Origin of the sequence: Candidatus Pseudothioglobus singularis PS1 (assembly GCF_001281385.1) — a bacterium.
GTDB classification, from domain to species: domain Bacteria; phylum Pseudomonadota; class Gammaproteobacteria; order PS1; family Pseudothioglobaceae; genus Pseudothioglobus; species Pseudothioglobus singularis.
Map to the genome: position 1 here is coordinate 845,846 of NZ_CP006911.1, position 14,223 is coordinate 860,068.

General features: G+C 34.6%; 12 protein-coding genes. 2 read left to right on the forward strand and 10 right to left on the reverse strand.

Features of this window, described 5'->3' with window-relative positions:
• Positions 1-204 precede the first annotated feature (204 nt).
• The 4 genes from W908_RS04310 to W908_RS04325 form a co-directional block, all read right to left on the reverse strand.
• A complete protein-coding gene (locus tag W908_RS04310) occupies positions 205-960 on the reverse strand; it encodes an amino acid ABC transporter ATP-binding protein (RefSeq protein ID WP_020024347.1) in 756 nt (251 codons plus the stop codon).
• 13 nt (positions 961-973) lie between these two features.
• Positions 974-2,122: an amino acid ABC transporter permease gene (locus W908_RS04315; RefSeq protein ID WP_053820074.1), complete on the reverse strand. Its 1,149-nt coding sequence runs from the start codon at positions 2,120-2,122 to the stop codon at positions 974-976.
• A 2-nt stretch (positions 2,123-2,124) separates the two neighbouring features.
• Positions 2,125-3,345: an amino acid ABC transporter permease gene (locus W908_RS04320; RefSeq protein ID WP_053820075.1), complete on the reverse strand. Its 1,221-nt coding sequence runs from the start codon at positions 3,343-3,345 to the stop codon at positions 2,125-2,127.
• 124 nt (positions 3,346-3,469) lie between these two features.
• A complete protein-coding gene (locus W908_RS04325; RefSeq protein WP_020024344.1) occupies positions 3,470-4,477 on the reverse strand; it encodes an amino acid ABC transporter substrate-binding protein in 1,008 nt (335 codons plus the stop codon).
• A 435-nt stretch (positions 4,478-4,912) separates the two neighbouring features.
• On the opposite strand from W908_RS04325, the gene W908_RS04330 reads away from it, so the two are divergent.
• Complete coding sequence (locus tag W908_RS04330) at positions 4,913-6,787, forward strand: NAD+ synthase (RefSeq protein ID WP_053820076.1); 1,875 nt, start codon at positions 4,913-4,915, stop codon at positions 6,785-6,787.
• A 4-nt stretch (positions 6,788-6,791) separates the two neighbouring features.
• Here W908_RS04330 and W908_RS04335 read toward each other — a convergent pair whose 3' ends face one another.
• The 6 genes from W908_RS04335 to W908_RS04360 all read right to left on the reverse strand — a co-directional run bounded on the left by W908_RS04335 (position 6,792) and on the right by W908_RS04360 (position 13,292).
• Positions 6,792-8,084, reverse strand: coding sequence for an aminodeoxychorismate synthase component I (locus W908_RS04335; protein WP_053820077.1), 1,293 nt, complete (start codon positions 8,082-8,084; stop codon positions 6,792-6,794).
• Positions 8,085-8,088: 4 nt separating this feature from the next.
• Positions 8,089-8,736 (reverse strand): tetratricopeptide repeat protein, encoded by a 648-nt coding sequence (locus W908_RS04340; RefSeq protein ID WP_236849171.1) that lies wholly within the window; start codon positions 8,734-8,736, stop codon positions 8,089-8,091.
• A gap of 46 nt (positions 8,737-8,782) precedes the next feature.
• Entirely contained in the window at positions 8,783-9,631 is an 849-nt protein-coding gene (locus tag W908_RS04345; protein ID WP_053820078.1) for an OmpA family protein, read from the reverse strand.
• A gap of 10 nt (positions 9,632-9,641) precedes the next feature.
• Positions 9,642-10,916 carry a Tol-Pal system beta propeller repeat protein TolB gene (tolB, locus tag W908_RS04350; RefSeq protein ID WP_053820079.1) on the reverse strand — a complete coding sequence of 425 codons (1,275 nt, stop codon included), beginning with the start codon at positions 10,914-10,916 and terminating at the stop codon, positions 9,642-9,644.
• A complete protein-coding gene (iscX, locus tag W908_RS04355) occupies positions 10,913-11,110 on the reverse strand; it encodes a Fe-S cluster assembly protein IscX (protein WP_020024338.1) in 198 nt (65 codons plus the stop codon). The genes tolB and iscX overlap by 4 nt, the downstream gene beginning before the upstream one ends.
• A gap of 76 nt (positions 11,111-11,186) precedes the next feature.
• Positions 11,187-13,292 (reverse strand): RelA/SpoT family protein, encoded by a 2,106-nt coding sequence (locus W908_RS04360; protein WP_053820080.1) that lies wholly within the window; start codon positions 13,290-13,292, stop codon positions 11,187-11,189.
• 141 nt (positions 13,293-13,433) lie between these two features.
• Here W908_RS04360 and W908_RS04365 point away from each other — a divergent pair, with 141 nt between their 5' ends.
• Complete coding sequence (locus W908_RS04365) at positions 13,434-14,207, forward strand: outer membrane protein assembly factor BamD (RefSeq protein WP_082345012.1); 774 nt, start codon at positions 13,434-13,436, stop codon at positions 14,205-14,207.
• Positions 14,208-14,223 lie beyond the last annotated feature (16 nt).

Genomic DNA, 14,223 nt, shown 5'->3' on the forward strand with positions numbered 1-14,223 from the left:
AGTTCTTAATTATCGATTTAATAGTGCATTTAGTAGTATTGCCGCTATATTTACTGCCATCCTGGAATTTGAGCTCAGTTGGATTATTTTCTATTTTGAGAGCTATATTTGACTCAGCGTCAGCAGAGCCTGATAGGATCAGGAATGATGCAAATATTACAGCTTGACTTACTCTAATTGATTCTAGAGCTGGTTTAATTAAAACTAGTGCGTTAATATTTGGTCTAAAAATAGTTGTAGCCTGTCAGATTCAGCGTTATTAAAGAATTTTTCAGGATCATTTTCTTCTACAATTTGACCATCGTCCATAAATATAATTCTGTTTGCCACCTTTCTTGCAAAGCCCATTTCATGGGTAACACAAATCATTGTTATTCCTTCTTTAGCAAGCTCTACCATAACATCTAATACCTCAGATATCATTTCAGGGTCTAAAGCAGAGGTAGGCTCATCAAATAACATAATTTTTGGGTTGGTACATAGGGATCTCGCTATTGCTACCCTTTGCTGTTGTCCACCGCTCAGCTGATTTGGGTATTTTTCTGCTTGGTCTTTGATGCCTACTCTATCTAGAAGCTTTAAGGCTTTTTCTCTAGCCTCTTGCTTTGTTTCGTTATGAACCCAGATTGGTGCTAAAGTAAGATTATCAACAATGGTTAAATGAGGAAAAAGGTTAAAGTGCTGGAATACCATAGACACTTCACTTCTAATTTGTCTAATTTTTTGTGCATCATCGGTCAACTCTGTACCAGATACCACTATAGAGCCCTCTTGGAATTTTTCTAAGAAGTTAACGCACCTTATCAGAGTTGATTTACCACTTCCTGAGGGTCCACAGACAACAATTATTTCACCTTCCTTTATCTCTAGATTGATGTTCTTGAGGGCATGAAAGTCTCCATACCACTTATTTAAGTCAGATATTTCTATGATATTGGTTTTATTTTTATCGTTGCTCATTTTCTTATAACCTTTAGTTTTTATTTTCAGTATTGAATCGTATTTCTAATTTTTTTGAGTAGCGGGACATTGTATATAGTATAGCCCACATAACAATAGTAACGAATACAAAGCCTTCTGTTTCTCTGGCAAGCCAATATGGGTCATTACTAGTTAGATTGACCATAGCAAGCATATCGAATAGTCCAATAATCAGAACAAGCGTTGTATCTTTAAATAAAGAAATTGATGAGCCAACAATATTTGGTATTGATATTTTTAATGCTTGTGGAAGAATAATTAGTGCGTTTTTTTGGAAATAACTCAAGCCTATTGCATCAGCTGCCTCATATTGACCTCTTGGGATAGCCTGGAGCCCTCCCCTTACTACTTCAGCAAAATATGCAGCTTGAAAAAGAGCAATACCGATAAGCGCTCTTAAGAGCTTATCAAAATAATTTCCTGATTCTAAAAATAGTGGGAGAACAAAAGAGGCCATAAACAAAATAGTGATTAATGGCACAGCTCTAATAAACTCAATAAACAAAGTAGAGAATAGCTTGATTACCTTTAAATCTGATTGTCTTCCTAGGGCTAGAAGTACTCCTATTGGAAAAGAAACGATAATCCCTACTGATGCAATAATTAATGTCAGCAATAAGCCACCCCATTGATCAGTTGAAACAGGCATTAATATTCCAAACCCACCAGCAATTAAAACATAGGAAACCAATGGGTAAAAGATGATTAATGATAAAGTGACTCTATTTTTGTACTTATAGTTTTTTACTAGCGGGACTATGACAAATAGCAGGCCAGTTAGTGCAAATACTGTATTAGGCCTCCAGGTCTCTGTTCGAGGATAGAATCCATAGGTATACATGTAAAGCTTTTCATAAATATAGGGCCAACAAGCCCCAACTCTGCCACAGTTTTGATTAGTTGCCATTTCCTCACTAAACTTTATTTCAAAGCCAAAAAGGTTTACAGTTCCAAAACTAAAGCTTGCATTAAAGAACATCCAGTCAAGCAATGGAGGAATCATAATGTAAAGCAAATATAGCGATGCAAGGGTAAGGGCTGAATTTACCCATGAAGAGAAGAGATTGGTTCTAAGCCATACAAGTGCACCAATTTGTGATATTGGCGGCTTTCTAGTAGCTTGTTGGTCAAATACTGGCATAATTATCTTCCCTGAATTTCCATCTTTTTATTGACATAGTTCAGCAATAAAGAGATAAATAGTGAAATGACTAGATAAACAAGCATCGCCATGGCTAGAATTTCTACTGCCTGGCCAACTTGATTTAAAACAGTTCCTCCAAAAGTACTCATTAACTCTGGATAGCCAATTACGGTAGCTAAAGAAGAGTTTTTTGTAAGATTCAAATACTGGTTAATTGTTGGCGGTATTGCAACCCTAAGGGCTTGTGGCAAAATAATAAGTTTAAGTGATTGAACGGGTGTCAAGCCAATCGCAGCTGCAGCCTCTTTTTGTCCCTTGTCAACTGCCTCAATACCTGATCGAATGGCCTCAGCAATATAGGTTGCAGTATAAACACTAAGAGCAAACGTTAATGCTAAAAACTCTGGTACAACTGCCATTCCACCCTTTAAGTTAAATTTACCTAGAACGGCAAAGTCAAATGCCAGTGGAGATCCAAATACCAGATAAACAAGAATTGGCAGACCAAGAATTAAACCAATTGAATATGGCCATGTACTGGTGTGAATACCAGTTAGTTCATGCTTCTTCTTATAGGATTTCTTAATAAAATAAGCTGCAATGATTCCAATGATGAATGCAAATACTACGTATAAGAAACCCTCTTCAGGGATTGGTTTGGGCAGATACAAACCTCGTTGATTTAGAAATGCAAGATCAAAAAATGATAGACTTTGCTTTGGGTGCGGAAAAACATTAATAAATAAGTTATACCAAAATAAAATTTGAAGAAGTATAGGAATGTTTCTAAAGAGCTCTATGTAGCTCCCTGCTAGCTTAGCAACAAGATAATTATTTGAAAGTCTTGCGATACCAATAAGAAGTCCTATTAGCGTCGATAAAATGATTCCAATAAAGGCGACAACAAGTGTGTTAATTAATCCCACATAAAAAACAGTTAAGTTTGAAGATTCAGGGGTGTAGTCAACCGCAATATTGCCTAAAAAAGGGAGTATGTCAAAGCCTGCTCTATTTTTTAGGAATGTAAATCCAGTTTGGATGCCTCTATCTTCAATATTTTGAAAGAGGTTTCCTATTGCTGTATAAAAAAGCCCTATTACCAGAACAAAGGTAATGACTTGGAATAAAAAAGACCTGACTTCGTTGTTATAAAGTAGATCTCGAAAGTTTGATCCTCTGTGTTGAGATTTTCCTAAGGATTCGAGGATAAGTTTTTTCATAAATTGCTAAAAATTTGAATATGAATATTTTACTAAATATAGTGTTTCTAAGTTAGAAAAAATCAAAAAAAAACCAGACTGCTAAAGTATAGCAGTCTGGTTTAGGTTCTAACTAGATAATTACTTATCTAAATGGAGGTGAGTAAAGAATACCACCTTGCGACCATAGTGCGTTAACACCACGAGCAATACCAATTGGAGTAGAAAGTCCAATGTTACGCTCGAAGCTTTCAGCATAGTTACCTACTTGCTTAACGATTTGGTAAGTCCAGTCTGGAGTCAGACCAACATACTCATGAGTGCTTCCTGAACGACCCATTAAGCGCTCACGCTCTGGGTTGTTAGAAACATCATCAACGTTACCACTGTTAACACCAATTTCTTCTGCAGTAATCATAGCGTTTAAAGACCATCTTACAATGTTGAACCATTGATCGTCACCTTGACGAACAACAGGACCTAGAGGCTCTTTAGAAATGATTTCTGGAAGTACTACATGCTCTGAAGGATCATTTGCACCTGCACGCATTGAGTAAAGACCAGAAGCATCAGTTGTTAATACATCACAACGTCCAGCGTCATAGTTAGTTAGAGTTTGAGCATTAGTATCTGATACAACTGAGTTGTACTCGATTCCATTTGCTTTACCCCAGTCAGCTAAGTTCAATTCAGTAGTAGTACCTGCTTGAATACAAATTGCAGCACCACTTAATTCCATAGCACTAGAAACACCTAGAGAAGACTTAACCATAAAGCCTTGTCCGTCATAGTAGTTAACACCAGCAAAGTTCAATCCTAATGAAGCGTCACGAGTAATTGTCCAAGTCGTATTTCTAGACAACATATCGATCTCACCAGATTGTAGCGCAGTGAATCTTTCCTTAGCAGTTAATGGTACAAATTTAACTTTAGTTGCATCACCAAGCGTTGCAGCAGCAACAGCACGACAAACATCAACGTCAATACCAGTCCATGTACCAGACGAGTCAGCTGAAGAAAAACCAGCAAGACCTTTAGAGACACCACAAGATACGTGTCCTTTAGCCTGAACGTCGCTCAAAGTAGAAGCCTGTACACTAAGTGCACCAACAACTAACAATGAAGCAGCAGACAATTTTAATAATTGTTTCATATATATCTCCTTAATGAGTTTCAAAGTATAAAAAACCTTCACAATTGAATGAGGTTCACAGAAAATTTTAACACTAGTTAAACAAGTAATACAAATTAATTATTAAAAAAAAATTTAAATCAATTCAACTAGTATGGCTTGATTTTTGCTATTAAAGCGATAATATCCTCTAATTCAGATCTAGAAAAGTTGAATTAAATTCAAGTAATTAGATTCTTTTTATTTAGCTGACAAATTGTTTTTATAAAGAATTTGATTAGATAATGCTAACAATCTTAATGTATTCATTATAAATTAAATTGTTTTAATTCAATGAGTTATATATAAATTAGTTAAATCTTACATGTATTATTTTTGTTATTATAAGTAATTTTAGTTATTTTTTACCTATAGTGGTATAAAATAACTAATATATAGTTTAATTAATGAAACACAATGATCATCAAAACTACCGAATACCTAGCAATGGTGCGTGATAAAACAGGTTATTCTGATTATAAAATAGCTAAAGAATATGACATTAATCAGTCAAATCTTAGTAAATATAGCTCTGGAAAGGCTGCTTTAAGCGAAACACACGCTTGGTTGATCGCTAATATCCTTGATATAGACCCTGCTGAGGTTGTTGCAAATACTAAATTTGAACACGCAATAAATACAGGTAATAACTCGAAGGCCAAATTTTGGCAAGAACAGTTAAATAAAATATTTTCTGAAACCTCACCAATCAGAATACAAATCGCACAATTTAACCCTATTGTTGGGGATATTAAGTTGAATGCACAAAAAATGCTTGATTTGTCTATTGAGGCTAATAATGCTGGAGCTCATTTAATTATATTTCCAGAGTTGGCCTTGACTGGCTATCCTCCTGAAGATTTATTGTTTCGAGATGGATTTACTAATCAGGTCAAAGAGGAAATAACAAATTTCTGTAATTTGGTGCCTTCAGACATTTCAATTTTATTTGGTGCACCGAACAAAACTGATGACTTTCTTTTTAATAGCGCCTATCTTATTCAAAATAATCGAATCTTTAATATTTACAACAAGCAGGAATTACCAAATTATGGTGTTTTTGATGAAAAACGTTATTTTTCATCTGGTGTCGATTCTTTTGTATTTGAATGTCAAAATACCAAAATAGGTGTGTTAATTTGCGAAGATCAATGGGTCGAAGGTCCCATTTCAAGTTTATGCCAGTCGAATATTGATATTGTGGTTTCGCTTAATGCCTCACCATTTCAACTTAATAAGCAAAGTGAGCGCATAAATATCTGTAAAAATTATGCTTTAAAGTTTGATATTACTTTTATTTATGTGAATATGGTGGGTGGCCAGGATGAGGTTGTATTTGACGGTAACTCCTTCATAGTTAATAATCAGGGAGATGTGTCCCTTCAACTCCCAGCCTTTAAAGAGCTGAGCGTTTCTCATATTGACACAACATTTACCCCTTCTTTGGTTAGCAATGTATCTTTAATCTATTCTGCCATTGTTTTAGCAACAAAGGACTATATTCAAAAAAATACTTTTGGCGGTGCTTTAATCGGTTTATCTGGAGGCATTGATTCTGCTTTAACTTTAGCTATTGCTGTTGATGCAATTGGTGCAGAAAATGTCCATGCAGTTATGATGCCATATCAATTTACCTCTGATATGAGTTTAACTGACTCTGAGCTTCAAGCTGAAACTCAGGGTGTTGAGTTTTCTAGTATCGATATCCATTCAATGGTTGACTCATTCAACTTATCACTGAGTGATCAATTTAGAAATACTTCTAGAGATACTACTGAAGAAAATATTCAGTCACGTGTCCGTGGAACCCTTTTAATGGCTTTATCTAACAAATCTCATAAGCTTGTTCTTGCAACAGGTAATAAGTCTGAAATGGCTGTTGGTTATGCTACATTGTATGGTGACATGTGTGGCGGATTTGCACCTCTCAAAGATATATCAAAAACTATGGTTTATCAACTAGCAAAATATCGAAATACCCTATCTGATGTCATTCCTGAAAGGGTAATAACTAGGCCCCCTTCTGCAGAGCTTGCGCCCGACCAGGTTGATCAAGATTCACTTCCGTCTTATGATATCTTGGATGATATTTTGATGAGATTTGTAGAACAAAAACAGTCTGTTAATGAAATTATAGAAAATGGCCATAACTCAGAAGATGTCAATAAGATTACTTCTTTAATCTTAAGAAATGAATATAAAAGAAGACAGTCTGCCCCTGGGCCCAAAATAAGTAGCAATGCCTTTGGAAAAGAAAGGCGTTACCCTATGACGTCAAAGTTTAAACCTTAGAATATTATTTCTCAAAAACCTTAATCAATCCTTGGGCTTTATGACGAGTCTCAGCAAGCTCTCTCAAAGGATCAGAGTCGAATACAATTCCCGCACCAGCTCTAAAAGTTAGATTGTCGCCCTGATGGATAAAGCTTCTAATAAGAATATTGAAGTCCATTTTACCATTTTGACTCACATACCCGACTGAACCAGTATAAGCCTCCCTAGGCATTTGCTCAAGTTCATTAATAATTTCCATACATCGAACTTTAGGACATCCTGTTATTGTTCCACCTGGAAATAATGCTTTGACAATTTGCTTAACTCCTACATGCTTTCGAAGATTACCTTTTATGTTTGAGACGATATGATGAACATAAGGGTAGGTCTCTAAAGTCATTATCTCATTAACATAAACGCTTCCATATTCACACACCCTTCCCATATCATTTCTTTCGAGATCTAAAAGCATAACGTGCTCAGCTATTTCTTTAGGATGGCTAATCAGGTTCTCTTTTTGAGCGTCATCTGAGCGCCCTTCTCCTCTTGGGTGTGTTCCAGCAATTGGCCTTGTCTCTAATACACCATCATTCACACTAAATAATCTCTCAGGTGAGGATGAGATAATACTAAAATTTTCATATTGAACAAGTGCTGAAAAAGGAGCTGGATTAGCCTTTTTAAGTTGTTTGTATATTATTGCTGAATCTTCTTTTGAGCTTAGAGCGTATGACCATTTTCTCGATAAGTTAACCTGAAAGACATCACCCGCAACAATATAATCCAGACTTCTCTTGACGCCATCAGTAAACTTTTCATTATTTTCCTCTGAAATTTCTCCATCTAGAGGCGCATCTGGGATGTTTTCAATAGCTTTAATATCTGATAATATTTGATTAATGCGAGTGCGATCATTATCCTCATCAACGACATATGTTTTTTTGAGCTTGTGGTCAGTTATGACTGCACATGGTATTTTTACTGCATAAGCAATTGGAATTCTAGATTTGTGAAGTTTGGATGCTAAAGTAGGTTCAATTTGCCCTATTAGCTCATATGATAAGTAAACAAACCACCCACCGTTAAAAGGGAGGTTTAAATTATCACTTATTTGTTTACACTGATTTTCTAGTTCACTCAAAAAATCAAAATCTGCAAAATTTCTCAGTACAATATTTTCTTCTGGAAAAGCAAATAATATTGAATACCTATTATTTTCATTATGATTTACACTTTCGAGTAAAAACGGATATCTTTCTTTGTTTAGATAACAAAAAGATGCCAAGTCAACTTTTTGAATTTCTATAGTTGCCACTTATTTAAAGGCTTTGAATGAGTGCAGAAGCTTTATTGAAAAGAATGTGATTTGGATAATCTTCAAGCATTTGGGTTAAAAGCATCTTGGCTTCACTGGCTTCATTGAGCTCTATATAAACTCTAGACAATTCATATAAGGAGTCAGCATACTTTGGATGTTCAGTCCCTAGAGCTTGAAAATCTAAATATGAATTTTTGGACTCTAGATAAGACTCGCTGTAAAAGTAAGAGCGCCCTAGCCATAGTTGTGTGTCTATCAAACTTTTATCGTTTGGAGAGTAATTTAGATGACTTAAAAAGAGCTCAATAGCTTTATCATAATTCCCAAGAACAAAACTACTCTTTCCATCTCTAAAAAGCTTAGAGGGCTGCGGATTAATTTCAACTGATTTTTCTAATTGCTTGTTGGTTGTCTGGCTTAATTCAATCATCTGAAGAAGTTCGTCAATTTTTTCAGAATTAAGTCTTTGATTTTCTCGTAAGATTTCAATCTCATCCTTTAAAGTAAGAATTTCTTTGTTTAGGGACTTTGCCTCTTTATTGATTTTAAGTATTGCAAGATCTACATTTAAGCCTTCAGCAGAGAAAGCTCCAAACGACATCGATAATAATGAAACACAAAGTACAGAACTATAGGAAAAGTTTTTCATCAGACGATAAAACAACTATTTAAGGTAGCTTTTAAACAAATTGCTTTTAGTAGTAAGAGAATTCTACTCTTCGGTTTTTCTCCCAGGCCTCCTCATTGCTGCCAGTTAGGATCGGCGATTCCTCTCCATAACTTACAACGATGATTCTATCGTCTAGGTTATACAGGCCAAGAACTTCTTTTACACTTAGTGCACGATTCTCACCTAGAGCAAGATTATATTCACGAGTTCCTCTCTCATCTGCATGCCCTTCTAAGCGAAGGTTAACAGATGGATTTTCTTGCATAAAGTTTGCATGTTGAATGATTGTTCTTGTCGCTACTTCATCAATTTCAGTATCATCATAGGCAAAATATAGCGTAAATGAATCTGCATTATTGCCAAACTCACTAATTGCAGCCTCTGTTGCAGCAGCGCTTTCTAATAATGCTTCAACCAGCTCATCTCGATTTGCAAGGTTGCCATCAGCATCTAATACAATCAGTTCAGTTAAACCCTTAGAAACAGCCACCTCAATAAGTTCATCATCTGACATTGACTCTAATTCTTCAGATTTACTTTCAAGTAATGCAGCACTTTCAACAATTGCATTAATAATTTGGTCTCTATTTAGAAGGTTTCCATCTTCATCAAGAAGTATTAGGTCTTCTAGGCCTTTTTCTTTTGCAATCGCAATTAATTCATCATTGGATAATTCTTCAAGTTCATCTATTGTGAATCCTCCAGCTTCATCCATTGCAATAAGATTTTCCTCGCCACTTAGCATAGCAACTTCAGTTGCATCGTCTGATGGGTTGATTAGATCAAGAAATTTATCTCCCAGTTCAGATATATTGGTTGCAGCACATGAACTTAGAAAAATTACACTTGATAATAATAGAATTTTTTTTGACATTTTAGGTTCCTTAATTTGAATAGTTTGACCAGCTAGGCTCTCTTACTTCACCTTCTTTTTGCATTAACTCAACAACTTGATTATTATGTAGTGAAATTATAGACAATATTCCTTTGTTATCCCTATTAGTTGAGTAAATAATCATACCACCATTTGGAGAAAAATAGGGTGACTCATCTGATTTATTTTGCGTCATAACTGTCAAGTCTCTTGATGCTATGTCAAGAAGAGCCAATCTATAGTCTTTTCCAACTCTATGAATAAGAGCTAAATCTTTACCATCAGGAGAGAAAACTGGTTTTGCGTTGTAGCGGCCCTCAAAAGTTGCCCTAGAAATTTTTCCTGATTTAAGATCTTTAATATAGATCTGCACCTGCCCAGTTCGATTGGAGGTAAATGCAATTTTGGTTCCATCAGGAGAAAAGCTAGCTTCAGTATCAATAGCAATATTTGTAGTCAATGGAATTGGTTTAGACTTAAAATCATACAAATATATATCCTTATTACCATTTTTAGATAGAGTTAGTGCAATACTCTCACCATCAGGATGCCAGGTTGGTGATGATGCTATTCCATCAAATTTTGGTAATTTAATTGGAATTGTTTTTAAAAATGGAGTCATTACAAAAACTTCTGATCTATTATTTTTGAAAGAGACGTATGCAAGTTTCTTTTGGTCTTTTGACCATGCAGGCGAGAGAATAGGATTTGAGGATCTAACTACTGTTTGAGGATTGAATCCGTCAGAGTCTGAAATTTGTAGCTTATATGTTCGACCGCCATTGCTATTTTCAGTTACTGTTACATAAGAAAGCCTGGTGTCGAAAGAGCCTTTTTGCCCCAATAATACATAATAAATTTTGTCACTTAAAAAATGCGCAATTCTTCTAAAACCGCTATTGTGGACTCTTATTTTCTTTTGATAGAGACTTTTCTCTGAAAATACATCATAAATATAAATATAAACGTTATAAACTTTATTGCTTACTTGTTCAATCTTTCCAAATACCACTGCATCTTTTTTATGTTCTTGCCAAAAACTAAAGTCGATTTGATTAGTTATCAGGGCTTCTGTACTTAAGGCGTTAAATTGTCCGGATCGATTTAGATTGTCTCTAATAATTTTTGAAATATCAACATTGTTAGAATTTCCAACAATCTCAAATGGGGCTATAACTATTGGAAAAGCGGCTTCTCTTGATTTGATAATGTTGACTTCTAGAAGTGCATTTGCCGATAAAGAAATAAAAACACTCAGAGTGATTATAAACTTGATAATTTTCACTCGATTTCCTCAATCCAGTTCATTTGTATTGCCTCTAAAACCCTTTCACCACATTTACTATCAGCTTCTTCAAAATCCTCAAGATTTAATACAAGTGCACGAAGATCGACAAAGTTAATTGTTTTTGGGTCAATTTCAGGAAAGTTATCCGCCAGAGAGATTGCTATTTCTAATGAATCGGTCCAACAGATCATTATATTTTTAAGGACAGTTAAATTTAATTAAGTAATTTTAATCAATTCAAGTGTTAGATTTAAACATTTTTTTAAATTAAAGTCTGCCTACTGAAATAAGGTGAGGTAGCTTATTTAGCTTATTAAGAACGCTATTAAGTTCAATAATATTACTCACAACAAGGGTAATATAAAATAGTCTATCTGATCCTGGTCTTTGTTGCTGTTCTATATTTTCAATATTGACTCCAAGATTTGCGAGCGTATTTGCAATAGCTGCTAACCTTCCACTTCGATTTTCTACTAAACAGCTTATTGCTACTTCAAATTGCTCACTCCCATCTGACTTCCAATCAACTTCCATCCATTGTGCATTTTTTTCTTTGATATGTCCAAGTTGTGAGCAGTTTGTTCGATGTAATACTAAGCCTCGTATCGAGGTTAAGACTCCAGTGACTTCATCCCCAGGTATCGGATAGCAGCACTGTGCAAAATTAATAGCCATACCCTTTGTTTTCTTAATAGCTAGGGTGTTTATTGTTTCATTATTTATGTCTTGAAGTAATTTATTTATAACAACAGCAACAAAAATCTCAGAAAGACCTACCCTGATATATAAATCTTCAAAATCAACACAATTGAGCTCTTTAAAACATTTATTCCATTTATCTAATGGAACGTCATTTATCTTAATATTTTGAAATTTTAAAGCATCAGCTATTAACAGTTTTCCGAGTCTAGCAAGTTCCACTTTAGAGTTATCTTTTAAGTGTGCTTTAATGGCAGTTTTTGCTTTTGAAGTCACAACAATATCTAACCAGCTTGGCTTTGGCTTTACAAATCTGCCAGTAATAATTTCCACTGTTTGTCCTGATTTGAGACGCGTTAACAGTTCTACTTCATTACCATTAATTGTTGCTTTTTGAGCCTTTTTGCCAATATTTGTATGAACTGCATAAGCAAAATCAAGGACTGTAGCTCTTAAAGGTAACTGAATAATTTTTCCACCTGGAGTAAAAACAAACACTTCATCAGAGAATAAATCTGATTTTGTGCTTTCTAAAAAATCGATTGATGTGTCAGTATTTTGCTGAATATCTAACAAAGAGCCCATCCAATTGCGCGCTAATTTTTTTGAAGGCTCATCCTTATTTTTATAGTGCCAGTGGGCTGCGATGCCATATTCAGATATAAAATCCATCTCTTGTGATCGAATTTGGACCTCAATAAACATTTTTCTTGGGCCTATTAATACAGTATGAAGAGACTGATACCCATTTGGTTTAGGCGCTGAAATATAATCTTTAAACTTTAGAGGGATTGGTTTATATAAACTATGAATATGACCTAATGCTTGATAACATGCATTCGTATTTTCTACTACAACACGAAATGCATGCATATCTAAAACTTCTGAAAATTTTCGTGACTTAATTTTCATTTTGTTATAGATACTTGATGGCTCCTTTTGACGCCCTTCTACTGTTGCATTAATTTGTTCAAACTTTAATCTACTCTCTATTTCAGATTTAATAAGACTAATTGTTTTTCTTTGATTGCCATATTGTTTTTTTATTTTTCTTTCAATAACTAAGTGTTTTCTTGGGTGAAGTGTTTTAAAGCAAAGATCATCTAGCTCAACTCCAATACTATGAAGTCCTAAGCGTCTGGCAATAGGCGCATGCAGTTCAGAAGTCTCTTTTGCCTTAAGAATCTTTTTTTCTTCAGTCATTGAATCAATGGTCCTCATATTGTGGAGTCTATCTGCGAGCTTAATAATCATTACCCTCATATCTTTAGACATTGCTAAGATGAGTTTTTGAAAATTTTGAGCTTGCTTTTGAGAGCTAGAAGTAAATTCAAGGTTTGTAAGCTTTGATACACCTTCAACTATATGCGCAACCTGGTCACCAAATTGTTTTCTAACTTCATCCTTAGTAACAGAAGTATCTTCTATACAATCATGAAGAATCGCAGCAACAATACATAAATAGTCTAACTTTAGGTCTGCTAGGATTAGAGCTACTGATAATGGATGGCTAATATAGGCTTCTCCTGATTTTCTGAATTGGCCAGAATGCGCTTTATCTGCAATCTTATAGGCCTTTTTAACTAATTTAACTTCTTCTTGAGATAGGTAGTCACCTAAAACACCATACAAAAAGGTTGCTTGAGATTGAATTTGAAAAAAATTAGTAGCCATTAAAATTAATTCTTAAATAAGATGTAACATGGTAATTATATAATCATGTTGTTGAGAGCTATAAGTTCTTTGCATGAAGGTTTCCAGATAAAAAAACACTAGTATAATTTCCTTTTCTACAGTTACTAACCAAAACTTAAAATGAATAGACGTTCTATATTTTCCCTAACATTAATCGTGTTATTGTCAGGTTGTTCTTTTTTGGGCGGCGACAAGGACACAAGAAAGCTTGTTGCTGACGGCTTAACTCCAAAAGAACTGTATGAAAAAGCCGAGGATAAGTTGGATGGTGGATTGATCGAGCAAGCCATTGATCAATATGAAATAATCTTATCATCATATCCTGGTTCTAAATATGCCATTCAAGCAAGATTAGATATTGCCTATAACTTGCTTAAGCAAAAAAAATACAATAGAGCGATATTAGTATTAGATGACTTTATTGAAAGATATCCTAGTCTTCCTCCTACCCCTTATGCTTATTATTTAAGAGGTGTTGTTGCTGAAGCCAAGTCGAGCTCTATACTTGATAAATTAGTTACTGATAGTGCTCAAAGGGATGTTGAAAGCGTCAGTAATGCTTATCAATACTTTGTTGACTTAATTGAAGCTTTTCCTAATTCCAAATATTCAGAAGACGCCAAAGTTAAATTAGTTGGTCTTCGAAATACTCTTGCAAGACATGAATTTTATATAGCAATTTACTATACTGAAATTAACGCTCATATTGCAGCAATTAATCGAAGTAAATATATCATTGAAAATTATCCAAATAGCGCCTCAATTCCAGATAGCCTTCATCTTATGGCATATAATTATGACAAGATTAATGCAGGTCAGCTTGCAATTGATGTTAGAAAAGTTTTAGCCTCGAGTTATCCAAATTACTCGCCAGGTTATTCAGTTAAAGAATAATAGTCAGTTTTTTAAC